Genomic DNA, 24,887 nt, shown 5'->3' on the forward strand with positions numbered 1-24,887 from the left:
GTCGGCAATTGCAGTTTTCTTTGAAGTTCTGGGAGGAACATATGTCTGAACCAACCATCGATACCGTCAGCAAATGGCGACCTTTTGCCGTCCTTATCCTGCTTTTCCTGTTCCAGACGCTGAACTTCTTCGACAAGCTCGTCTTCGGCCTGTCGGCCGTGTCGATCATGAAGGACCTCGGCATTTCGCCACAGCAATTCGGCCTGATCGGCAGCAGTTTCTTTCTTTTGTTCTCCATTTCGGGCGTTCTCGTCGGCCTGTTCGTCATCGGCCGCGTGCCGGTCAAATGGATCCTCGTCATTCTCGCGGCGATCTGGTCGATCGCGCAGATCCCGATCTACTTTACCAGCTCGGTGACGGTTCTGGTCGCCTGCCGCATCCTGCTCGGCCTCGGTGAGGGACCTGGGCTGCCGACGGCGTTGCATGCCTGCCATAACTGGTTCAGCCCGCAAAAGCGCAGCGTGCCGAGTGCCGTCGTGCTGCAGGGCATCAGCGTCGGCCTGCTCGCCGGCGGACCGATCCTGACCTATGTCATCGTCAATTACGGCTGGCGTTCGGGCTTTCTGTTCTGCGGGCTGATCGGCGTTGCCTGGATCATCGCCTGGCTGCTCATCGGCGGCGAAGGGCCGCATGCCGTCGCGGAAAATGAAAAGGCTCGCGCCGTAGTGGGAGAGACCCCGATCCCAGCCCGCAAGCTCTGGCTCGACCCCACCGTGATCGGTGTCATCATCATGTCGACCATGTCTTACTGGATCGTCGGCATGTCGGCCACGTGGCTGCCGCCCTTCCTGCAGCAGGGCCTTGGCTATTCGCAGACCGAAACCGGCTCGATTATTTCGGCCGTCTATATCTTTCAGTCGCCGTTGTTGCTGATCGGTTCGTGGATCGCGCAGCGCATGCTTCAGAAGGGCGCCAGCAAACGCGCTTCCCTCGGTAGCGCTTCTGGCTATGCGCTTCTCGTCAGTGGATTGGCGTTGATCACCTCGGTTCATGTTAGCGGTCCATTACAACTGGCGCTGATCGCGATCGCTTTTGCTGCTCCAAGTCTGACTACGATATACGGCCCGATCACGCTCGGTAGCGTCGCGCCGGCGGTCCAGCGCGGCCGGCTGATCGTCGTGATCTATTCGGCAAATGCGGTGTCCGCACTCGCATCCAACACCATCACCGGCATGATCGTGCAGGCTGCCGGACCCGATCATGTCGCGGCCGGCTATGCAAATGCCATGCTGTTCACGGCCGCAATCCTCATCATCGGCGCAATTTCCGCCTTCGCGCTGATCTTCCCGGATCGCACCATCGAGCGCTTCGGCAAGTTGACGCGCTTCACCGATCATATGCAGCGGGTGTGAACGCGCCCGCCGCTCAGTCCGACCCCCAAAAGGAGCAAGAACCATGAGACTGTCCACCGTCAAGATCGCCGGACGCACGACCTGGGGCGTCATCGAGGACGATCGCTTCCTCGATGCCGGGGCGGTTCTCGCGTCGCGCTATGCCGATCTCAAATCGGCTGTAGCAGCCGGTTTTGCCGGCGTTGCCGAGGCCGCCGGTTCCGCTGCCGCCACGCCGCTAAGTGAAGTCGAATGGCTGCCGGTCGTTCCCAATCCCGACAAGATCCTCTGCGTTGGGCTGAACTATGAAATGCATCGCAAGGAAACGGGGCGTGCGGAGGTGGAAAATCCGACGATCTTTGCCCGCTATGCCAATAGCCAGACGGGCCATCTCGCCCCGATCGTGCGTCCGAGGGTCTCGACGGAACTTGATTTCGAAGGCGAACTGGCGATCATCATCGGCAAATCGGGTCGTTACATCGCCCGCGATGAGGCCCTGGGATATGTTGCCGGCTATGCCTGCTACAATGACGGTAGCTTGCGTGATTTCCAGCGTCATACGCATCAGTTCACACCGGGCAAGAACTTTCCCGACACCGGTGCTTTCGGGCCTTGGATGATGACGCCGGACGAACTTGGTCCGCTGCCCGATCTTCGCATTCAGACGCGTCTCAATGGGACGGTCGTGCAGGACGCGACCTTCGGCCAGATGATTTTCGATATTGCACGGCAGATCGAATATTGCTCCAGCTTCACGCGGTTGGAGCCGGGCGACGTCATTGTCAGCGGCACACCAGGCGGGGTCGGCGCCAAGCGGCAGCCGCCGCTGTGGATGAAGCCGGGAGATGTCGTGGAAGTGGAAGTCGACAGGCTCGGCGTTCTCAGCAATCCCATCGTCGACGAATTGCGTTAGTTTCTACTTACCAGTTTTGATTGTCAGCGGATGGGGATCGGCTGGCCGACTGGTTCCGCGGAAGCATGGGAAGTGGCGCGGTCTGCGCCCCTTCAATTTGCCGGGATCGATTGAAATTCTTTCGGGAGGGATGCCATGAAACAGTTCATTGCCTTATGCGCGATCGGATCGCTGCTCGCTTCAACAGCTTTGTCGCAGGAGCAACCCGCGCTTTCGGCTCGCATCGCCAAGACGCTGACCATTGACGGGCTTTCCTTCAAGGATCTCAATCGCAATGGCAAACTTGATCCTTATGAGAACTGGCGCCTCCCGGCTGCCGAGCGAGCGGCCGATCTCGGGATGGGCGGAGGCGACGCCGCTGCCGCACGCGCCGCGTGATGTTCTTGGGGTGATGAAGTGGAAAATTCCAGGTTCGAATGGCCTAATTTAACGGGGGCACGTCATTTCTGCGTGAACCACAAGGATAATGTTCATTATTTAGGCAACCTCGCCGTGCGCGGTGGCTAGAGCGACACCGTGTTTAATGCTCGATTGTGACATATCTTGGCATTAAGGACGTGGAGATTTGCTATGGTTGAACCAGCACTTTCGCAACCGGAGACCGATGCTCCCCGTACCGAGCGTTTTCATCTGATTCAAGCCGCCCCGACAGCGGGGACTATCGGTGCCGAAGCTCGCGAGCTCATCAAGTCTTCTGAAGATATCTTCGTCTTTGACCAGAGCGGGAGAAAATTGATCGACGGACCCGCAGGCATGTGGTGCATCAACGTCGGGCATCGCAACCAGGCCCTGGCGGACGCAATGCACGACCAGGCGATGTCACTGACCTACTCGACGCCATGGTATACAAGTAATGCGCCAGCGGAGAAGCTTGCGCAGATGCTCGCGGCGCGGGCGCCAGGCGATCTCAATCATGTGTTTCTTACAACAGGCGGTTCGTCCGCGGTCGAAACTGCGATACGGCTCGTGCAGTTCTACAACAATGTACGTGGTCTGCCGCAAAAGAAGTTGCTGGTATCCCGCCAAGGAAGCTACCATGGCTCGACCTACCTAACCGCATCGCTGAACGGCCGCCCCCGGGATCACGACTGGATGGATGGCGCAAGCGATCTCGTGAGAAAGCTGACCTGCCCTAACCCTTTCCATCGGCCTGCCAACCTGTCAGTGGAAGCCTTTGAAGATTTCCTCGTCGATGAATTTCGCTCGCTCATTGAGCACGAGAGTGCTGACCGGATCGCCGCCTTTGTTGCCGAACCGATTCAGGCAAGCGGCGGGGTCTTGATGTCGCCGCCGAGCTATCTCAGCCGCATACGTGCACTCTGCGCAGAGAATGACATCCTCTTTATTGCGGACGAGGTTGTAACAGCGTTCGGACGGCTCGGCCATATTTTTGCGTCGGAGGATGCGTTCGGGATCCGGCCGGATATGATAACCTTCGCAAAGGGTGTCACCTCAGGATATTTTCCCCTGGGTGGCGTCATGGTGTCGGAGCGTTTGTTCACCGAACTTCGCCGCTCAAACCATCCTAACGCCAATTTCGTGCATGGTCTGACCTATTCCAGCCACCCCATCGGCTGCGCGGTCGCAATCCGCAATATCGAACTACTGGAAGACGGCCTCCTCGAGCATGCGCGTGAAATCGGCCCCTATTTTCAGGAGCAGTTGCGAACACTGGAGGAACTTCCGCTCGTAGGCGAGGTCCGCGGCGCTGGCCTTATGGCGGGCATCGAATGTGTTGCCGACGCCAAAGCCGAAAATCCTCTCGATCTCGATCTGACTGTTGGTAAGCGGATCGACTTTCATTGCCAGGAGAATGGGCTTCTCGTCCGGCCCCTCATCAACATGTGCGTCATGTCGCCGCCGCTCACCATTAGCCGCGCGCAAATCGACATGATGACCGATGCGCTTCGCAAAGGGATTGAAGCGACGGCACGCGACCTGATCGACGAGGGGCTTTGGCGGCCGGCATGACCCGTTGGCTGCCTCCCTTTTAAGCAGAGGGGATGGCTAGACGAGAGGCAAGCAGCCAGCACAATCTTGAAGCCGCAACAGAGCATTCTCGAAAAGTCTGCAGCTTTCGAAATGGCGGAATCCCGGATTATAGAGCCGGAAAACTAGCGAGGGGAAAATGAGATTCACGGTCACATCCGCCGCATTCATTCTTGGCCTCAGCGCCACCGGCGCCCTGGCGGAAGGCAATCTCAACATCTACAACTGGGGCGAATACACTAGCCCTGAACTGATTGAAAAATTTTCAAAAGCATACAACGTCCATGTGACGTTGACGGATTTCGATTCCAACGATACGGCACTTGCAAAAGTGCGCCAGGGCGCCTCCGGATTCGATATCGTCGTTCCGTCGCAAAGCTTCATCCCGACCTATATTCAGGAAGGCTTGCTAGCTGAAACAAATCCGGGGCGGATGGAAAATGCCAAGAACCTTGAGGAGAGGTGGCGGGACCCGGCGTTCGACCCCGGCCGAAAATATTCCGTGCCGTGGCTCTGGTATACGAGCGGTATAAGCGTCAATACCTCCGTCTTCAAAGGCGACATAAACACCTGGAAGGTGATTCTGGATCCGCCAGACGAATTGAAGGGGAAGATCAATATCGTTCCCGAGATGAACGACATCATGTTTGCTGCGATCAAATTCGAAGGCGGGACATGGTGCACAGGCGACAAGGCTTTGCTCACCAAGGTTCGTGATCGCCTCATCGAAGCCAAGAAGAGCTGGCTGTCAATCGATTATGCCGGCATACAAAGAATGGCCACCGGGGATGTCTCGGCCTCTCTCGACTGGAGCGGTTCCGCGCTGAAGCGGCGTACCGAAAACCACAGCATTGCTTACGGCCTTCCGAGAGAAGGCTTCACCTATGGCTCAGACAATGTGGTGGTTCTGAAGAACGCTCCAAATCTGGAAAACGCCAAGCTCTTTCAAAACTTTATCATGGCGCCCGACAACGCAGCATTGAATTCGGTCTATGCCAAATATGGAGCAGCTATCATCGGCGCTGAGAAATACTACTCGGACGAGATGAAGGGTGCGCCGGAACTCGTCATTCCACCAGAAATGGAATCAAAGGGTGAGCTTTTGACGCTTTGCGATCCCAAGATCACGCAGCTCTACAGTCGCATCTGGCAGGACGTCCAGAAGTAATTCAGCGGGAACGACGGCGCGCTAACGATTTCCTTCATTCAGTTCGACGTCAGCGCGCGTGTTCCACCTGCTACATCGGCCCTCGCCGCGCGATTTATGTTGAGGACAATATGACAGGTGAGATTACACCGGACGTAGCTATTCGACTGAAAAAGTTAACCAAAACCTACGGTTCTGGGAATGGCACCGTCACCGCGGTCAAAAGTACCACGATTGACATCTTCAAAAATGAGTTTTTCACATTGCTTGGCCCGTCGGGTTGCGGAAAAACCACTCTGCTGCGGCTGATAGGCGGATTTGAATACCCGACAACCGGCACCATTCTCCTTGATGGCCAGGACATCGCGGAAGTACCGCCGTTCCGACGTCCCATCAACACCGTCTTCCAGAACTACGCGCTTTTCCCACACATGACGGTTGCAGAGAACATCGGCTTCGGCCTGCGAATGCTCAAACGACCTCGCGATGAAATCGCTGCCCGTGTAGATGACATGTTGAAACTGGTGCGACTGGAAAATCTGTCCGGTCGGCGGACGGGACAAATATCGGGCGGTCAGCAGCAGCGAGTCGCGCTGGCGCGCGCGCTCGCATCCGAGCCGAAGGTTTTGCTTCTCGACGAGTCGCTCTCGGCGCTGGATTACAAGCTTCGTAAAGAAATGCAGATGGAGCTCAAGTTGCTTCAGGCCGCGACGGGCATCACATTCATTTTCGTGACACATGACCAGGAGGAGGCTTTGACGATGTCTGATCGTGTAGCGGTGCTGTCGTCGGGTGAAATAATGCAGGTCGGAACCCCGCACGAAGTCTACAACAGGCCAGCAAATCGCTTCGTGGCGAATTTCGTTGGTGAAACTAATTTCTTTCAGGGAAGGGGTCTCGATGCGGATGAGCGGGGGACGATGGTCAATCTTCAGGGGATCGGCGCTGTCGTTATTCCAATGCATGAAACGATTGTTCCCGGTGCTTCGGTAAGCATCGTGGTGCGGCCCGAGCACTTGCAAATTTTTCCATTGCCCCATGAGCCCGCTAGCAAAATCACCGGGTCTGTGAAGACGGTCAGTTTCTGCGGCCCCGAGACGCAGTACACAGTCGAACTCTGTAATGGCGCGGGTCTTGTATTGGTGCGTAAGTATAACACGCCGGACGAAAATCCTTCCATCGCCATCGGGGATGAAGTCTCGGTGACATTCACACCGAACACTGCCCAGGTTCTGCCCGGCTGAGGAGATGCAGAAATGGCCGGCCTTGAATCCGCGCGGTTGAAAACTGAGAGCCGTACACGCTGGCTTTTGATGAGTCCCGCATTGCTAGTGGTCATCGTAGGCGCGATCGCACCGCTCCTGGTAATCGTGATATACTCATTTTTGACTCCTGGCCCCACAGGCGGCGTGCATTTTACGCCATCCTTCGATGCATGGACGCGCGTTCTCTTCGACCGCGATGTTTTCGATGACACGCTGACGCTGTCCGGGACGAACCTGGAGATTCTGCTGCGCTCGTTTACCTTGTCGCTGGCCACCACTCTCCTGTGCTTGCTCGTAGGTTTTCCGACTGCTTATTTCATCGCGACCCGTAATCCGCTCAACCGGGAAGTCTGGCTTTTACTTGTTACCGTTCCCTTCTGGACAAATCTCCTGATCCGGACTTTCGCCATACAGGATCTCATCCGGAATGAAGGGATCATCAATACCCTTCTCCTCAAGGCGGGATTGATATCTGAACCGATCCAGATGCTCTTCACGAATTTCGCGATCTGCCTGGGCCTGGTCTATGTCTATCTTCCGCTGATGATCCTGCCCGTTTATGCGAGCCTGGAACGGCTGGATCGAAATCTGCTCGAGGCGGCGTCCGACCTTTACGCGCGTCCGTTCAAGGTGCTTTGGGAAGTCATCGTACCCCTTTCGAAGCCCGGTATCATTGCAGGCTCCATTCTGGTCTTCATCCCTTCGATCGGCACCTATGTGACGCCCATCCTGCTCGGGGGCGGAAGAAATCTCATGATCGGCAACTACATCGAACTGCAATTCGGCCAGGGTCGGGACTGGCCGTTCGGATCCGCTCTTTCGCTGACCCTTATGGGCATCGTGATGGTGGCCTTGCTCATCTACATTCGCCACGGCGATACCCGCGGGCACGAACATGGCTAAGAATTTCTCCGTAACCCACCAGCGCGGCTTCAGCGCCGTCGCAGTCACCACGTTCATTTTCCTGTATGCGCCGTTGGCCGTGGCCCTTGTTCTTGCTTTCAATGCCGGGACCAGTGCTGCGCAGTGGGGGGGCTTTTCGCTTCGCTGGTTTCAAAGCGCAGCCAACAATCAACAGGTCATCACCGCTTCCTTTCTGTCTCTGAAACTTGCTGCCATATCTGCCGTCCTGGCTACAACTGCGGCCACGCTGGCCGCATTGGCGATGACGCGAGGACCAAAGTTTCGAGGGTGGACGTGCACTTACGGCATAATCTCGGTCCCGTTGATGGTGCCAGAGATTGTGACTGCCGTTGCACTTCTGGTTGTGACAGCGACATTTCGGGGCTGGACCGGCTATACTGGTCTTGCCTATCTGATCGCGGCGCACACGGCGTTCTGCGTGCCGTTCGCCTATCTTCCGATACGTGCCCGTCTCCAAACGATGGACATCGGTCTGGAGCGTGCTGCAGGCGACTTGTACGCATCGCCTTGGAATGCGTTCCGCTTCGTCACGATGCCCCTGCTTTTCCCAGGCGTACTCGCGGGCTTTATCCTCGCCCTTGTTACTTCACTGGACGACGTCGTGATCACCGAATTCGTAAAGACGGCCGGCCAGGATACGCTGCCAACCTACATGCTTGGCCAGGTGCGTCGCACAGTTACGCCGGAGGTGAATGCAATAGCGGCCGTGTTTTTCGTGATCTCCTTGGCGCTGGTGATCTGCATTTATACTGTCAATCAGCGAACGAAGATCAACTGATTTCTCGATTTCACACACCCGATCCGGGATATGCTACGTGGACAATGCGCGATGAAAACGATCTTCTCACTGAAACAACTGAAACACCGGGGTCAACTCGAATTTTACAATGGCGCTGTTGTTGAAGGCTATGAGAATACATCCCGTGCAACGTTCATAACAAGCCGGATCGAAGAGGTGCGTCTCGGGCCCGTTCTTGGCCCACGGCCGCAGTCCTTGGACACCGCGAAACACATTCACTCGACGGCCTATCTGGATTTCACAGCGTCGGCGTGGCGGCTTTGGCGGGAAGCCGGGCGCACGGGCACAGCTCTTCCTTACGCTTGGGCTGCGAGAGGCAGGTATAAGGATATTGTTCCCGACTCTATCGATGCTTTGCTTGGACTCTATTCGATCGATGCCAGTACCGGCTTTGTCGAAGGCACTTGGGAGGCCGTCAAAGCCTCGCATGACAGTGCCCTGACTGCAGCAGATTTGATCATTGAGGGCGAACAGGCTTGTTTTGCCCTTTGCCGTCCTCCCGGCCACCATGCCGGGACCGATTTCAATGGCGGCTATTGTTTCGTCAACAATGCCGCTGTCGCCGCGCAACGCCTGCTGGACGCTGGCGCTTCACGAGTGGCAATTCTCGACATCGACTATCACCATGGAAACGGCACACAAGAGATATTTTACACGCGCGGCGACGTTCAGGTTGTCAGCCTTCACGCAGATCCCCGCAATGATTATCCCTTCTTTGCCGGCTATGCCGATGAACGAGGTTCCGGCAGCGGAGAAGGGTTCAACCTCAACATACCGCTTCCAGACGGCACCGACTGGACGCAATGGGAGAGGGCACTTGAATTCGCGCTTGGTAGCATCCGGCAGTTTGGTCCTGACGTGGTCGTCATTTCCCTTGGCGTTGATACTTTCGAGGGCGATCCAATCAGTCGCTTCCGACTTTCGCACGGCCATTTTCCTCTTATTGGCGCCCACCTGGCCGCTCTCGGGATGAAAACACTGTTCGTTTTGGAAGGCGGTTATGCTGTCGAAGACATAGGCATAAACGTTGTCGGGGTTCTTTCTGGCTATGAGGATGCCATCCGCCGCTGAGGCGATGGCTACAACACACAATGTTATTGGAGCAAGCATGCAGTACGACAACGCACTGAGATTCTTTATCGACGGACAATGGGTCATGGCGAGCGGCGCTGGCCGAATGGACGTGATCAATCCCGCAACCGAGCATCCGTTCATGCAGATCGCGATCGGCACCACCGAAGATGCCGACTTGGCCGTGCGGGCGGCCTTCGAGGCCTTCCCAGCTTTCTCGCAAACAAGCAAGAGCGAAAGGCTGGAACTCCTGCGCAATGTTCTACGATGCTACAATGATCGCTACGAAGATATCGCGCATGCCGTCAGCACGGAACTCGGCGCGCCGTTGAAATTTTCGCGCGAGGCACAGGCCTGGGCGGGGCAGATCCATTTGGAGTCAACAATTGCGGCTCTGGAAGCGTTCAGCTTCGACGAGCACAGCGGAAGTTCGATGGTCACCTGGGAACCGATTGGCGTTTGCGCGCTCATCACGCCATGGAATTGGCCCCTGAACCAAATCGTCTGCAAGGTCGCGCCGGCTCTCGCGGCGGGCTGCACGGTCGTGCTGAAGCCGTCCGAATTGGCGCCTCTCAGCGCGATGATCTTCGCGGAAGTGATCGAAAAAGCTGGAGTACCCAGAGGCGTGTTCAACCTGATCAACGGTACAGGCCCTGTGGTCGGACAATATCTCGCCGGTCATGCCAAGGTCGACATGGTGTCCTTCACGGGATCGACCCGCGCGGGCATTATGGTGGCTAAGACGGCTGCGGAGACGGTCAAGCGGGTGGCTCAGGAACTGGGCGGAAAGTCGGCCAATATCGTGTTGGCCGACGCTGACCTTGAAGATGCCGTCATCAAGGGCGTCGAAGCGTGTTTCAGCAATTCTGGCCAATCCTGCGACGCGCCAACACGCCTACTGGTCCCCGCGGAGCGCCACGCCGAGGCGCTTGAGATCGCGAGACGGGCCGCGGCCGCCACTCGCGTCGGCGATCCCCTTTCTGAAAATACCGATATGGGACCGGTGATTAGCCAGCAGCAATTCGACAAGATTCAGGGGCTGATTGGTGTGGGCGTCGAAGAAGGCGCTATACTGGTTGCAGGCGGGCTGGGCAAGCCTGAAGGGCTGGACGTCGGCTATTACGCAAAGCCTACGATCTTTGGCGGTGTTACGCCGGAGATGACGATTGCCCGAGAGGAAATCTTTGGCCCTGTCCTCTCGATCATGCCCTATGACACGGAGGCGGACGCAGTACGGATCGCAAACGACTCGATCTATGGTTTGGCCGCTTACGTCCAGGCCGGCAATCTGGAACGGGCCAGAGCGGTCGCGCGGAAATTACGGGCCGGGGCAGTTTACGTTAACTACGCACCGTGGGATACACATGCGCCGTTCGGTGGTTACAAACAATCCGGGAATGGCCGCGAATATAGCCATTGGGGAATTCGCGATTTTATGGAGGTCAAGGGAATAGTAGGCTGGGGGACGTAAGCACCCCCTTTGACAGTTTCACAGAACAGGCGTGGTGAACTCTAACTCTTCAACGTTTCAGACGGCGTCTCGCCGAAAAGCGATCGATAACGAAGGGCAAAGCGGCTCCAGTGAAAGAAGCCCCAATCCATGGCAATGTCCGAAACTTTCCGCGGCGCACGACGGGCTTGCAGCAAGTCACGGCGCGCCCCGTTAAGTCGAAGCAAAGTCAGAATTTTATCAAGGGGTATCTGGGAGAAGCTCTGGCAGGAAGCCCTGAGGTCGAAGGCCGATACACCGAGTTCACGCGATAGCGATCTTACTGTATGCGGCCTGTCCGGCGCATCTAAAATCCTATCGCGGATTTTCTTATAGATTTTTTCGGCCTCAGCTATTTGCGGTATTTCGCAAAAGATACTTGTCTGGAAAAGAAGCTCGAAACGATCCGTAATTAGATCCGCGAGCAGCTCATCGACGTCTTCCCTTGCGTAAGGATAGGATTGCTGGCTCGCAGCTCCGAGCAGCGACAACAGCCAATCTGCGAGAAATGCCGCATGTTCTAATGGAGCTTCGACGAGCTGCGCTTTGCTACTGCGCTCTTCATCGCATATGGCACTGCGCCTGAGGACTAGCATCAGCAAATCGCTACCGGCATCCATGAAGCCGATGCGATTGGTCCAATTTAGCGCGAAGCCCGAAACGCCGAGTGCTCTTTCGCCGCGGGCCAACTCGCTTTCGTCGAGTTTCGGGTAGTAATAGAAGATCACGCTTCCCTCGGGCGCGGAGAACACTTGTTCCGTTCCGACACTGATGGTTTCGCGCAAAATCTCCACACCGGGGAGCAGAATGGCTGCCGTTCGACCGTCATAGCCGCCGGTGGATACCTGTCGGTACTCTTGCCGCCAGCCTGGCAAGGATGTTTCTTGCTCTACCGCGTCATGGAAGGTGGTCTCAACATACACGTCCCCTGCACCTCCGGTTATACTTTGACAAACACAGTCAAGCCTATGCATGAGAAGCTTAGCACTCGATACTGCACCAGCTCCGCCGTGTAGTAAACAAGGCTCGAACACGGGGTTCTCTACGAATGGCTTCGGCCAGCCGCACCTGAGCCGCGCGGTCCCCACAATCGGAAATACAATTAGCCCAACACCGGACGTCGCTCGTCGCTCGAGTACCATGTTCCGATTTCGGCTTCGTAGGCAAGCGCGATGCTCAATACATCCTGATCGCAATAGGTCTTGCCAACGATTTGAATTCCGGTCGGTATTCCGCTTGGAGCGCACCCTGAGGGCACGCTGACGACCGGGCAACGGCTGAGCGTGTTGAAGGGATGAGTCATCAACCAGCCGAGCATCGGCTCGACGTGCTGCCCGTTGATCTGAAGTCCGTCCGAAGGCTCGAAATCCGCACTGACGGCCGGAACCGCCAAGGTTGGGCAAATGAAGGCGTCAAATTTCTCCATCATCGGGCCAAAAGTTCCGTACATCTCACCGGCAAGCTCGAGAGATCTGAGGTACTCTTTCATACCCTTGGCACGGGCACTTTGAGCGAAGGCGCGAGTATAGTCACTCAGCTCGTCGCCATGCGTGTCAAGATATTGCGCGACCCATGTCCCAAAGATCGAGGCGAGATAGTCTCGCGCAGCGACTTCCGCGCTGAGCGTCCAACCAAGGTCGACCTCGACCACTTCGGCGCCCATGTCTCTGAGACGGTCAATTGCATCCAAGGTATTCTTGCGCACATCCTCGCTCACCTGTTTGAAACCGAGATCGATAGAATAGGCGATCCGCTTCGATTTCATGTCTGCAGGTTGATTCGCTATTTCAATTTTAGGCCGCAGGGAGGCGACATCGAGGGGGTGAGGCCCACTCATGACGTTTTGCATCAGGATGCAGTCAGCAACGCTGCGAGCAAGTGGGCCGGGATGGTTGTAAAAATCGAAGCCAAACGGAGCGAGATCGGCGTTCCGTCCGTATGGTGGTTTATAGCCCACGAGTCCACAAGCCGACGCAGGAATGCGAATAGATCCGCCGATGTCTGATCCGGAAGCGAGCGTCGTGAACCCCGCTGCCAAGGCTGCTGCGGAACCGCCGGAGGAGCCGCCGGTGGTGAATTCTCGGTTCCAGGGATTTCGCGTAACGCCCCACAGGCGCGAATGGGTAAAGCCAGCGCACGAAAATTCAGGCGTTGTGGTTCGGCCCATGATAACCGCCCCGGCATCGATCAGATGCCCGTTCACTGGCGATGTTACAGACGCGACTTCATCTTTGAAGATCAACGAACCAAATGTCGTGACCTTACCTGCAATCAGGCTCTCATCCTTGATGGCTACGGGAATGCCCTCTAGTGGCCGCAGCGTTCCACCGCTGCGATACCGCCGCTCAGCCTCTCTTGCGGCGGCGATTGCCTCGTCCGCGTAGAGGAATGAGAATGCGTTAATGTCAGAGCCCACCTCAGCAATGCGTGCCAATTGCGCGTTCAGAAGCTCGACCGGCGACAAGCTTCCCTTCCGAAACGCAGCGAGCGCGTCGGTGGCAGACAAATAGCAGAGTTCCAAATCACTCATTCTCATGCTCCAACGTAATCGCTTTTTGGTGACCGCTTGCGCTAGACAGGTGAGCAGCAACTTGATCTTGTAGCATTGTCGGACTATCGGTCTCTATCCGCCCCGATTTGGTGGTGGCGCCTATTTTTTGGGCCTTGGAAAGGAATATGCTTAGCGCTCAAGGTGTCATAGAAAGGTGATGCGACATGGAGACATGCAGCCCAACATGGACAAAGCCGATGCGGCTTATGCCTCGGCATTCTAATGGATTGCAGCCTTCATCGACGTCGCCACAACGAGGCAGGGTAAGGCATAGCTCGTCCCTACGCACATAACATTGCACTGAATGTTGGGGAGTGAATCTCAACCTGCACTATCAATCCGGCAAAGCCGTTCCGGATGCATTGCTGTTCTGCAGGTCGGCCTCGATAAACTCGGCCGTCTGCTCGTAATTGGCTAGGCGCCGAAACATTCGCCATTCATCGCACTATTTTCCCGACCCGATATTACGGCGGGCAAGAGAGCAGACTCATTGATCGCGGCTGACCATATCGCGTAATACACGCGGGCGGCACCGGCGACCAACTGCTAGTAACCCAGGGCGCAGCCATCCATGCGGCCATCTGATCCGCCTATGAGAACGCCTTCATCCCAATCAATCATAATCATCTGTCCCCCGCCATGCGGCTCCGTCGCCTCGACGATGCTGTGGCCCATCTTTCGCAACAGCTCGATCGTTTTCTGTGGAACGCTATGCTCGACGACGGTCTTACCCATGCTGTGGAAGATCCGAGGCTGATCGATCGCCTCCTGCGGATCGAGCCCGAAATCAGTCACCCCCGTGAGCACGTGTGTGTGGCCGAAAGGCTGGTAGTCGCCGCCCATCACACCGTAGACCAGCCAGGGTCGGCCATTTTTGAGAGCCATACCAGGCATTATGGTGTGGAGCGGCCGCTTGCCAGGTCCGACGGCATTGGGGTGGTTGGGGTCGAGCGAAAATCCCATCCCGCGGTTCTGCAGCGTGATGCCATACGTTGGGGTAACTCGCGTCGAACCGAACCCCGAGTAGACCGAATTAATGAAGCTTACGCAGTTGCGGTCCCGGTCGACAACAGTCAGGTAAACCGTGTCGGATTTGCGCATCAAGGGCGGCGGCAGGTGGGTTGCAACCCGCTGCGGGCTGATCTCCTCCCGCAGTCGTGCCGCATAGTCCTTGGACAGGATCTCTTCCAGCGGGAAGGGGGCGTGACGCGTGTCGCAGACAAAAGCATCGCGATCGCGATAGGCCAGCCTGCCGGCCTCGACCTCGAGATGCAGCCGTTCCGCGCCGAGCGGTTCCAGTGCCGAAAGGCCGTAACCTTCCAGGATATTCAGCATTAACAACGCGGTGATACCCTGATTATTGGGCGGGATCTGGCAGACTTCAATGCCACGATAAGTGCTGCACACGGGGGTGACATATTCGCCTTCGGCAATCGCGAAATCTTCCTCGGTGTGATAGCCGCCTAGGCTACGCAGATAGTCGACGATCTCCTTAGCCACCGGTCCCTTGTAGAACCCGTCCCGACCCTTGGCGGCAATCAGGCTTAGTGCTTCGGCTAGGCCCGGATTGCGAAACACCTCGCCAGCACGCATGGGCCGTCCTCTTGGTAGGAAAACCCTGACTGCATTGGGATCGCGCCGCAGCCGTGCCGCTTCCGCAATCCAATCGCGGGCCACCCTGGGATGGACAGGAAATCCGTTGCGCGCGAAGCTGATGGCGGGTGCCAGGAGCTCGGCGATCTCCTTGCGGCCATGATCGGCCACAAGCCGCGTCCACGCATCAATGGCGCCCGGAACAGTGACGGAATGAGGACTCGAATCCTCGATCTGGGTCGCGCCTTCCGGGGCAAGTCCGCTGGTTGGTAGGGCATGCGGCGTTCGACCGGAACCGTTATAACCGATCACCTCGCCGGTCGCGTCGTTAGTAAAAAGAACGAAGCAGTCTCCACCTATGCCCGTTTGTTGCGGCTCTACAACGGCGAGTACGGCTGCGGCGGCGACAGCAGCATCGATGGCGGCTCCCCCGCTGCGCAAGACCTCGATGGCAACGCGTGTCGCGTGCGGATTATGCGTCGCGGCCATACCGTTCATCGCCATGGCGGCAGATCGCCCGGGAAGTTGAAAGTCACGCATGGTGATCTCCTCTTGGGGGGATTTTAGCCGGGCCCAAGCGGGCCCGGGCAATTTCAGGTCAACTCTCGTCGGGTGGACGCACAAGCTACCTGATGGATCTGGACTTGACTCACCTGTTTCGAACATTGCGGCAACCGCACCAACACAGCGCGAGCGCTGTCCCGCCGGCCTGCGTCGCCCTCAATGATCCCGTTTGCCGATGACGCGTGACAAAAAGGCTGCGGTCCGCTCGTGCTTGGGTGCTGTGAAAAACGTCTCTGGTGGCGCATCCTCGATGATGCGTCCCTCGTGCATCATGATGACGCGATTTGCGACCTCCCTCGCAAATCCCATCTCGTGGCTGACAACGATCATGGTCATGCCTTCACGTGCGAGTTCCTTCATGACATCAAGCACTTCGCCTATCATTTCCGGATCGAGCGCGCTCGTCGGCTCGTCAAAAAGCATGATAGAGGGGCGCATTGCGAGGGCGCGCGCAATGGCGACCCGTTGCTGCTGACCGCCGGACAGTTGCGAAGGGTAGGAGTTTTCCTTCTCCTTGAGCCCGACGCGCGCAAGCAGGACTCGCGCCGTCTCGATCGCATCGTCGCGCGAGATTTTTCGTACATGGATCGGCGCTTCGATAATGTTTTCAAGCGCCGTCAGATGAGGAAAGAGATGGAACAACTGGAAGACCATGCCGATTTCACAGCGCTGGCGAGCAATGTTGCTCTCCGTGTCTTCAACCAATCCTCTCTTGCTCTCCCGGTAGCCGATCAGGCGACCGTTGACCTCGATGCGCCCACCTTGGATTTTCTCCAGATGGTTTATGCAGCGGATGAACGTGGTCTTGCCGGAACCCGACGATCCCACCACAACGATAACTTCACCCTTGTAGACGTCGAGATCAATTCCTTTCAGGACCTGAAGGTTGCCGTAGCGCTTTTCGACACCGCGTACGGTGACAATTGGCGTCGATTTAGTTGCACCTTTATTCGTCATCTCGGCTCTCTAGCCTCACCAAATCCGAAAATCCTGCGATAGGCGGAGAAAGATTGCCTCTTCGCTTCCCTGGCAGCCGGTTCACCGAATCGCCGTTCAATGTAGGCCTGCACAAAGCCCCAAAGCGTCGTCAGCGTCAGGAAGTAGCAAGCTACGACCAAGTAAAGCTCAAAGACCCTGAAGGTTACTGTTGTGACCATTTGGGTAGCGAGCAGAAGTTCGGGGACGCCGATAACACTCAGAAGAGTGGTATTTTTCAGCATTGCATTGAATTCATTGCCAAGCGGCGGGATGACCACGCGTGCTGCCTGCGGCAGGATAATCCGCCTCATATAGAGAGGGTATGTCATGCCCAATGATTTTGAGGCTTCGGTCTGGCCGACGCCAACGGAACCAATCCCGGCGCGAATGATTTCAGCCATGTAAGCCGCCTCGTTCAGGGTCAGGGCAAGAACGCCAGCTTGAATATTGCCTGGAAGGACAAAAAGTCCGAGATCGAGGTCCTCAAAGCGGAAGATTCCCGCCGCCGCCAGGCCGGTATAAATGAAGACGATCTGCACCAGCAATGGCGTCCCGCGAAATGCCCACACGAAAAATCGTGCAGGTAAATTCAGCGAGCGATATTTGGAGATGCCGGAGAGTGCGATGAATAGGCCCAGGATAGTACCCAAAGCTTGAGCGATCACGCTGATGGTCAAGGTCAGCCCGAGACCGTGCAGGTACACGGTGCTCGGCCTCAGTAGATATTCCCAGAAAATGCTCAGGTCGAAATTCATGGATCAGGTCCTACTCGATCGCGTCGCCTCCAAGTTCCCATTTTTCAAGGAGCTTGCTGTAGGTCCCATCTGCCCGCATAGCATCGAACGCTGTTTGAATGGCGTTTTCGATCTCGCCGTCCCCCTTGCGGGTCGCCATGCCGGTTTTTATCTTGTTGAATGGCTTGCCGGCGATATCGAACACCTGGCCAGCCTTTTGGAAGAAGAAGGCCGCCGTCTCAAGTGTCGTTCCATAGGCATCAACCTGCGCGGTCTGGAGGGCCTGCCGCGCATCTGAGTCCTTGGGGAATACGACCACGTTTGCTTCGGGTTTGCCAGCCTCCTTGAAAAGCTTGTTCTGGGCGTCCAGCAGGCTCTGAATTGTCGTGCCGTTACCAACAGACACTTTCATACCGGAGATCCCATCAAGACCTTTGATGTTCTTGGGATTGCCCTTGGCGACCAGCAGCGACTGGCTGGAATACATGTAATTGATGAAATCGACGACTTCACGGCGTTCCGGCTTGTCGAAAAGTTGTGACAGTATCGCGTCACACTGTTTGGCCATCAGAGCCGGGATGATTGCGCTGAAGGCGACTTCTTTCCATTCGACTTTCAACCCCATCCGCTTGGCAATTTCGGTCCCCAGTTCGATTTCGAATCCGGTTAGAACCTGGTGCTCGTCATAGAATCCAAGGGGAGGATTGCCGAACTCGGCGCAAAAGGTAAGCTTTCCGGCATGTGTCAGATTTGCCGGCGGCGCCATATTGGCGGCGTTCGCGACACCAGCCATGAGGGCGATGGCAAAGGTGTTCATCAGTTTCAAGGGGAATCGGGTCATTTCGATGCTCTCCTTCCGGGGTTTTTCTATGCCGCCCTGATTTCCAAGTAAGTACGAACGGCCATTCTTCCTAGTTTATTCAGTCACTTACGCGAACCGCTCAACGAAACTCTGGGCAACTATACGGAGTTGCATCGGCCGGTCGTTCAACACAGTCTCGAGCCAGCCGTTGATCGCACTACGAAGCACGCGTCTGGCTTGCTGCAATGCAGTTCTCACTACGGCGGAGTCGGGTAACCCTGGGAAAGCATGGCCATAGCGCGTGGATCGAAGATGCGCTGTCCCAAGACATCCAACAATTTTCAGTGACAGAGGAATGAGAGTCTCACGGATCACCGTATGACCTAGACATTTTCCGTAGTTTCACCTGCATTTTTCATACTTCGCTGTCTTACCTTCGGCGGATTCGACAACCGTCCGAAGGTGGGTTTTGGCGCACGGCGACTTCGAGACTGAGCGAACGAAAGTGCGCCGGATGACCGCGAGTGAACCCGAAGATCGGTCAAGGGCGCTAGCTCAATCGTGTCCCTGGGCGTGACAAAGCAGGATATTGGCGGTTCTCTGCTGACACGCCGGGAAGATGAGGGCCGCACTAGGTGATGTGGTGGAAGCGGAAAGTCGGGCGCGGGTGAAGGTCCGCGTCACCGTCCCGAAGGAGCACGCCCGTATGTAGGTCGACAAAGAGGCGATTTCAGCGTTAACAATACACTCGATGCGATAATGGTCTTATTCATTTTCCCCTCGCTTTACTGAGTTATCGGTTGTTTGGTTATTATCGCTGTCCCCCAATGCGATCTATCAATACGACAAGGCTAAAAGCTGCTCTATCCACCCTCATCTGCTCGCCTGACGTATTACCTGACCTATTATTAGGCAAAGGTCTCCGCCGAAAGGTTTGGGCTCTCGGAGCGCTCGACGAAACCGAGCGTGGCGGTTCGGCATTGTGGATGCTAGAAAGTCTGAGAAGGCGCATCGTCACTAGCATTGGCGATGTGATTACGGTCCCAGAGCATGGATATACGCTCTCGCGCCGCGGCGAGCGCATCATAAAGCAGGCCTTCGGCCGGCACATCGGCGTTGTCGGAATCCACGAAAATTAGACCCAGACTCGCCCGATCGCATCCAAGGCGGCCAGTATAATCGGATCTTCGACGCGAGCCTCCATGCAGAGGAAACCTAATGTCGTTGAAATACTCACATTGTCTGCAATCACGAGTCCGTGTGCCTGTTGTTCATGAAGAGCAATCGACTCTCGGCAAAGGCTTAATCCAACCCCGGTCCGCACCATGGCAACCATGGACATCTCCTGATCCACCTGGGCGATGATATTCTGTCGGACGCCGAGATCTGCAAACAAGCGCGATAGCAACCGATTATGAACCGAGGCCTGCGGGGTGCCGATCCAAGGAAGAGATGAGAGCTGTGTCCAATCCGCGCCGCGCACGAAACTCGCGAGCGATGGTGGAGCGACGACGCGATAGGTCAATCGCGCCAGTTGTCGGGAATGAAAAAGCGGTGCGCTTGCTACGGCAATCTCCGCTGAAGGCTCATAGTCTCTCGCATCGCCGAGATAGAAACCTGCATCGAGTTCATTTCGTCTCAGCCCTTCTGGCACGTCCCCGCTCATTCCGTGACGTAGTGTGGTTTCTAGGCCAGGGCCGCTTTCGATTAGTGCTTTTAGAAATGCCCCCAGCCGCGTGAACTCAGGGTCGATGATCGTGCCGATCCGTAGTTTTCCTCGGACGCGCGTCGCCAGATGTCCAGCTGTCTGGCCAAAATCCACCAGAGTGGCAAGCACCTGCTCCGCTTTGGCCGCCAATAGCGCTCCCTCCTGCGTCAACTCCAAGCCCGTGGACGTCCGCCGGAACAGGTTCAGTCCGGTATCCGCTGCAAGGCGCTTAAGTTGAAGCGTGACCGCCGGCTGGGTGATGTTCAATTGCTCGGCGGCGCGCGTGACGTTGCCCTCGCGCGCCACTGCAACGAATGCTCTTAATGTCCTAAGGTCGATCGACTGCAACATATTAATTTTACTTATAATGCCTTGTATCATTTGTCATTGGATTTCTGCGGCGCTCCTCCGCTATTCCTGAAAACGGAATTGAGGAGGAGGCTCGAATGATACTGAAAATCATCGAATCGTTTGCTTATGCGGTGTTCCGTGACGATCCGCGGGCGAGCCGATGACGAGAGCACTTTCCCATCCGTCCAGTGATGCGTTCGATTATATTATCGGCGGCGGCGGCTCCGCCGGCTGCTTGCTTGCCAATCGCCTCAGTCGCGATCCAGCGATGCGGGTCCTGTTGCTGGAGGCCGGTCGCAAGGATGATTATCCGTGGATTCATATCCCTGTCGGTTATCTTTACTGCATCGGCAATCCACGCACCGACTGGCTGTACAAAACCGAGCCCGATGCTGGGCTGAACGGCCGGTCGCTGCGCTACCCGCGCGGCAAGACGCTTGGCGGCTGCTCTTCCATTAACGGCATGATCTATATGCGAGGCCAGGCGCGCGACTTTGACGGCTGGGCGACGGTGACGGGCGATGACGCCTGGTCCTGGCAGAATTGCCTACCTGATTTCAAGGCGCACGAGGACCACTACCGCTTGGACGGCGGCGCGGACCCGAAGACTGGTGGCAACAGCCGGTTCTCCGACATGCACGGCCATGGTGGCGAATGGCGGATCGAGAAGCAGCGGCTCAAATGGGACATCCTCGAATCCTTCGCCGAGGCCGCGGTCGAGGCCGGCATTCCGCGCTCCGACGATTTCAACAGCGGCGACAATGAGGGCGTCGGTTATTTCGAGGTCAACCAGCGCTCCGGCTGGCGCTGGAACACGTCGAAGGCTTTCCTGCGCCCGGCACGGAACCGCCCGAACCTTACGATCTGGACACAATCCCATGTCGAACGACTGGTCCTGGAAGACGATGGTTTCGGCCGCAAGCGTTGCACCGGCGTCATGCTCCAGCGGCAGGGGCAGCGCGCAGAGGTGCGGGCGCGCAGGGAGGTTATCCTGTCCGCCGGCGCGACCGGCTCGCCGCAAATCCTGCAACTATCAGGTATCGGCCCCGCCGGATTGCTAAATCGCCATGGCATTGAAGTTATCCATGACTTGCCGGGCGTCGGGGAAAATCTTCAGGACCATCTTCAAATCCGTGCAGTCTTCAAGGTTGATAATGCAAAGACGCTGAACACGCTCGCCAACAGCCTGTTCGGCAAGGCGACGATTGGACTGGAATATGCTTTGAAACGCAGCGGCCCCATGAGCATGTCGCCGTCTCAACTTGGCGCCTTTACCCGGTCTGACGACAGCCAGGCCCACGCCAACCTGGAATATCACGTCCAGCCGCTCAGCCTCGACGCCTTCGGCGAACCGTTGCACAACGTACCCGCCTTCACCGCGAGCGTGTGCAATCTCAACCCGACCAGCGTCGGCAGCGTACGCATTCGCTCCGGCAAGGCGTCGGACGCCCCGGCGATTGCGCCGAACTATCTCAGCACGGAAGAGGATCGCAAAATTGCTGCCGAAAGCCTGCGACAGGTGCGCAGGATCGTGTCGCAGCCGGCGCTCGCGAAGTATCAGCCGCAGGAATGGAAGCCCGGCTTGCAGTTTCAAAGTGACGAAGAACTGGCGCGGCTGGCGGGCGATATCGCCAATACCATTTTCCATCCCGTCGGGACGACGAAGATGGGCAGCAATGACGATCCGATGGCGGTGGTGGACAGCCGTCTCAGGGTGCGAGGCATCGAGGGCCTGCGCGTTGTCGACGCGGGCATCATGCCGAAGATCACCAGCGGCAACACCAATGCACCGACGCTGATGATCGCCGAAAAGGCGGCCGGCTGGATCGTTGCCGACGCGCGCGCATAGAAAATTCTTGGGGAGACAAGAGCAATGACATCGATCGCGCGTTCCGCGCTTCCGCTTTCCGGCGTTCGGGTGGTTGATTTCGGGCAATATATCGCCGGCCCGGCCGTCGCCATGATCCTTGGCGATCTCGGCGCGACCGTCGTGCATGTCGATCCGCCCGGCGGTCCGCTCTGGGATAATCCGGCCAATGCCATCCTCAATCGCAACAAGCTGATCGTCACCCTCGATCTCAAGACGGAGAAGGGGGTGGATGAGGCGAAAGCGCTGGTGGCCGAGGCCGATATCGTCGTCGAGAATTTTCGCCCCGGCGTGCTTGCCCGACTCGGGATCGATTTTGCCGCGTTGCGCAAAGCACGGCCGGAACTGATCACCCTGTCGATCCCCGGCTTTGCCTCGGACGACGAGCTTCGCCGAGACTGGCGGGCCTTCGAGACGGTGATAGCGGCCTCATCCGGCGTCTTCACGGATATGGGGCTCAATCGTGTGCTGATGGGCGTCAACCCGTCTTTCTCGCCACTACCGCTCTCTTCCGCCTATGGCACGATGCTGGCGGCGTCCGCCACGGTACTCGCGCTCCAGGCACGCGAGCGCACAGGGCATGGTGATCACATCGAAGTGCCGCTTGCCAGCGCCGTCATGGAGGGCCTCTCCTACAACTCGATCCTGATCGACGATTATCCGCTGCGCTACCAGACCCAGCGCGAGCGCGAGATCGAGCGGCGGCGCGAAGAGGGCCTGCCGATGGATATGTCCTATGACGACCTTCAGGAATTCCTCGATCCCTTCTATCGCAGCTATATGTGCGCCGACGGTCGGATGTTCTACGTCGTCTGCCCCAGCCACAAGAACCATGCGAAGCGCTGCCTGAAGGCCCTCGGTCTCTACGACGAGCTGGTGGCCGAGGGATTGCACGAGGAGGAAGACACCTATCTGCCGGTCTCGCAATGGTCGTCGGACGTGTCGCTCGGTGTGTATCCGCTCCCGAAATTCTGGGCCGACAAGATAGCGCGCCGCATGAAGGAGGTTTTCCTGACCAAGACGGCGGCTGAGTGGGAACGCATTTTCGGGGAGGGTCTGTTTCCGGGCGCGCCACAGCGCTGGCTGAAGGAATGGATCGCCGACGATCACGCCAAGGCTGCCGGCCTGATGATCGAGGTCGACGATCCGATCTTTGGCCGCATGATCCAGCCGGGGCCGATGGCCTGGCTGCAGGATAGCGCCGAAGCCATGCTGACGCCAAGCGCGAGGCGCTGGGGAACGGCCAAGGAGGCGCTTGCGCTTCTGACCGGCATGGAGCGCCCGTCCTTGCCGGTTCCCACGACCGGCGCCCCCGGCGGCTGGCTGGATGGCGTCAAGGTTCTCGATCTGTGCAACGTGATCGCCGGCCCGCATTCGGTCGCCTATCTCGCCCGTTTCGGCGCGGAGGTCATCAAGATCGATCCGGCCAAACCGCTCTATGACTGCTGGAACACCGTGATCTTCGGCATGTCGCACATGCGCGGAAAGCAATCGGTGCTGCTGAACATCGGTTCGCCCGATGGTCGCGTTGTCTTCGAGGAACTGGTGCGCTCCGTCGACGTTGTGGTCTGGAATGCCACCGACCGTCAGGTCAAGGCGATGGGGCTCGATGCCGAAAGCCTGAAGGCGCTCAACCCTCAGGCAATCTTCTGCCAGCTCGATTGCTTCGGCGGCCCGCGCACCGGCCCGCGCACCGACTATCTCGGCTATGACGACCTCGTGCAATCGGCGACCGGCATCATGCTGCGCTTCGGCGGTTCGATGGAAACGCCGGAGGAACATGCTCATGTCGGCACAATCGATGTCATGTGCGGCTTCGGCGCGGCGCTGGGCATTGCCGCCGCCCTATACCAGAAATCCAGAACCGGGATCGCCCGCCGCCCGCGTACGTCGCTGTCGGCGCTGACCGGTCTCGCGCAGATTCCCTTCTGCTACGACTATGCTGGGCGCGGGCCCTTCGATGAGCCGTCCGGACGCGAAACTAAGGGATATAGCGCCCTGTCGCGGCTCTACGAGACGGCATCGGGGGATCACCTTCTTCTGTGCGCCTCGGAAGGCGACCTCCCGCGCTTCGGCAAGATCGAGGATCTGAAAGAGATTGTCGAGATGGCGGCATCCGAACGCGAGGCGTATCTCGCGAAGGCTTTTATGACCGCGTCTGCAGAAACCTGGCAGCAGCGCCTGCGGGAGGCCGACATCGGCGTATCGCTCTGCGAGAACATCGAAACGATCCGCAGCCGCAGTGCCCGCATTGCCGACGGCACGCCGGGCATCGACCGGGGCAGCTATTCATTCTCCATTTTCCCGAACCATCCGAGCGGACACACGGTCACGCAGCTTGACCCCTTCGCCATCCGTCCGGCTGTCGGCAAGGTCACGGCTGTCGCGCCGGCGGAGAAGTACGGAGCGTCCACGCGCGCCGTTCTCCGGACCCTGAACTACACCGAAGCCGAGATCGACCGGTTGATCGCCTCCGGTACGGTCAGCGAGCGCTGGAGTGCTGAGTATCTGCCAAGCTAGCAGGAAATGGCGGCTTCAGGTTCTGAGGAGGATACCGAAGCCGCTCGCGGGTCGCCGATGCACGCGATGGCATCGACGGGTTCACACCTTCAACATCGTACTTTAGGGAGGAAGTGCCATGAAAGGGCGATGTCACGTTGTTCGCTTAATCCCCGATAAGGCGTTTGCCGATGAATTTATGCAGTTGCGCCGGTCACGACTTTCCAATGCGCCATTGCGCGGATGCGATGAATGTGGGTGGCCAGGGCTGAGCGTTTCTGATGTGGCGGCACGAAGAGATTTCTGACCGCT

The 24,887-nt window shown here is 57.6% G+C and carries 19 protein-coding genes and 1 pseudogene; 12 read left to right on the top strand and 8 right to left on the bottom strand.

What is annotated here, in order from left to right; genetic code table 11:
- The first annotated feature begins 41 nt into the window (after positions 1-41).
- From ACIQWP_RS21850 to ACIQWP_RS21895, 10 genes are all read left to right on the top strand, one after another.
- Positions 42-1,352, top strand: a complete 1,311-nt coding sequence (locus ACIQWP_RS21850; RefSeq protein ID WP_402792015.1) for an MFS transporter — start codon at positions 42-44, stop codon at positions 1,350-1,352.
- Positions 1,353-1,395: 43 nt separating this feature from the next.
- A complete protein-coding gene (locus ACIQWP_RS21855) occupies positions 1,396-2,244 on the top strand; it encodes a fumarylacetoacetate hydrolase family protein (protein ID WP_402792018.1) in 849 nt (282 codons plus the stop codon).
- 135 nt (positions 2,245-2,379) lie between these two features.
- A complete protein-coding gene (locus ACIQWP_RS21860) occupies positions 2,380-2,622 on the top strand; it encodes a hypothetical protein (RefSeq protein ID WP_402792021.1) in 243 nt (80 codons plus the stop codon).
- A 192-nt stretch (positions 2,623-2,814) separates the two neighbouring features.
- Entirely contained in the window at positions 2,815-4,215 is a 1,401-nt protein-coding gene (locus tag ACIQWP_RS21865) for an aminotransferase (protein ID WP_402792024.1), read from the top strand.
- A 157-nt stretch (positions 4,216-4,372) separates the two neighbouring features.
- The gene (locus tag ACIQWP_RS21870; RefSeq protein WP_402792027.1) at positions 4,373-5,401 is read left to right on the top strand and encodes an extracellular solute-binding protein; all 1,029 of its coding nucleotides are present in this window, start codon (positions 4,373-4,375) and stop codon (positions 5,399-5,401) included.
- 110 nt (positions 5,402-5,511) lie between these two features.
- The gene (locus tag ACIQWP_RS21875; protein WP_402792030.1) at positions 5,512-6,624 is read left to right on the top strand and encodes an ABC transporter ATP-binding protein; all 1,113 of its coding nucleotides are present in this window, start codon (positions 5,512-5,514) and stop codon (positions 6,622-6,624) included.
- 12 nt (positions 6,625-6,636) lie between these two features.
- Positions 6,637-7,548, top strand: a complete 912-nt coding sequence (locus ACIQWP_RS21880) for an ABC transporter permease (RefSeq protein WP_145676870.1) — start codon at positions 6,637-6,639, stop codon at positions 7,546-7,548.
- Complete coding sequence (locus ACIQWP_RS21885; protein ID WP_402792036.1) at positions 7,541-8,347, top strand: ABC transporter permease; 807 nt, start codon at positions 7,541-7,543, stop codon at positions 8,345-8,347. The genes ACIQWP_RS21880 and ACIQWP_RS21885 overlap by 8 nt, the downstream gene beginning before the upstream one ends.
- Before the next feature lie 51 nt (positions 8,348-8,398).
- On the top strand, positions 8,399-9,439 hold the full coding sequence (locus tag ACIQWP_RS21890) for a histone deacetylase family protein (RefSeq protein ID WP_402792038.1): 1,041 nt from the start codon (positions 8,399-8,401) through the stop codon (positions 9,437-9,439).
- Between the two features lie 37 nt (positions 9,440-9,476).
- Complete coding sequence (locus ACIQWP_RS21895) at positions 9,477-10,910, top strand: aldehyde dehydrogenase family protein (protein ID WP_402792041.1); 1,434 nt, start codon at positions 9,477-9,479, stop codon at positions 10,908-10,910.
- Between the two features lie 41 nt (positions 10,911-10,951).
- Here the strand turns inward: ACIQWP_RS21895 and ACIQWP_RS21900 are convergent, their stop codons facing one another.
- The 7 genes from ACIQWP_RS21900 to ACIQWP_RS21930 all read right to left on the bottom strand — a co-directional run bounded on the left by ACIQWP_RS21900 (position 10,952) and on the right by ACIQWP_RS21930 (position 20,209).
- Complete coding sequence (locus ACIQWP_RS21900) at positions 10,952-11,851, bottom strand: helix-turn-helix domain-containing protein (protein ID WP_402792044.1); 900 nt, start codon at positions 11,849-11,851, stop codon at positions 10,952-10,954.
- Positions 11,852-12,030: 179 nt separating this feature from the next.
- Positions 12,031-13,458, bottom strand: a complete 1,428-nt coding sequence (locus tag ACIQWP_RS21905) for an amidase (protein WP_402792047.1) — start codon at positions 13,456-13,458, stop codon at positions 12,031-12,033.
- 567 nt (positions 13,459-14,025) lie between these two features.
- The gene (gene ggt, locus ACIQWP_RS21910) at positions 14,026-15,612 is read right to left on the bottom strand and encodes a gamma-glutamyltransferase (protein ID WP_402792049.1); all 1,587 of its coding nucleotides are present in this window, start codon (positions 15,610-15,612) and stop codon (positions 14,026-14,028) included.
- Positions 15,613-15,792: 180 nt separating this feature from the next.
- Positions 15,793-16,593 (bottom strand): amino acid ABC transporter ATP-binding protein, encoded by an 801-nt coding sequence (locus tag ACIQWP_RS21915; RefSeq protein WP_015342283.1) that lies wholly within the window; start codon positions 16,591-16,593, stop codon positions 15,793-15,795.
- On the bottom strand, positions 16,590-17,369 hold the full coding sequence (locus ACIQWP_RS21920) for an amino acid ABC transporter permease (protein ID WP_402792055.1): 780 nt from the start codon (positions 17,367-17,369) through the stop codon (positions 16,590-16,592). Before ACIQWP_RS21920 ends, ACIQWP_RS21915 begins: the two co-directional genes overlap by 4 nt.
- A gap of 10 nt (positions 17,370-17,379) precedes the next feature.
- On the bottom strand, positions 17,380-18,189 hold the full coding sequence (locus ACIQWP_RS21925; RefSeq protein WP_402792058.1) for an ABC transporter substrate-binding protein: 810 nt from the start codon (positions 18,187-18,189) through the stop codon (positions 17,380-17,382).
- Positions 18,190-19,285: 1,096 nt separating this feature from the next.
- Positions 19,286-20,209 (bottom strand): LysR family transcriptional regulator, encoded by a 924-nt coding sequence (locus tag ACIQWP_RS21930; RefSeq protein WP_402792061.1) that lies wholly within the window; start codon positions 20,207-20,209, stop codon positions 19,286-19,288.
- Positions 20,210-20,369: 160 nt separating this feature from the next.
- On the opposite strand from ACIQWP_RS21930, the gene ACIQWP_RS21935 reads away from it, so the two are divergent.
- Together ACIQWP_RS21935 and ACIQWP_RS21940 are read left to right on the top strand one after the other, a co-directional pair.
- Positions 20,370-22,058, top strand: a complete 1,689-nt coding sequence (locus ACIQWP_RS21935; protein WP_402792064.1) for a GMC family oxidoreductase — start codon at positions 20,370-20,372, stop codon at positions 22,056-22,058.
- Between the two features lie 24 nt (positions 22,059-22,082).
- On the top strand, positions 22,083-24,596 hold the full coding sequence (locus ACIQWP_RS21940; protein ID WP_402792067.1) for a CoA transferase: 2,514 nt from the start codon (positions 22,083-22,085) through the stop codon (positions 24,594-24,596).
- A gap of 176 nt (positions 24,597-24,772) precedes the next feature.
- Here ACIQWP_RS21940 and ACIQWP_RS21945 read toward each other — a convergent pair.
- A pseudogene (locus ACIQWP_RS21945) lies at positions 24,773-24,887 on the bottom strand (IS6 family transposase); the annotation flags it as partial.

The organism is Rhizobium sp. NPDC090279 (genome assembly GCF_044769665.1).
Classification (GTDB): Bacteria; Pseudomonadota; Alphaproteobacteria; order Rhizobiales; family Rhizobiaceae; genus Rhizobium.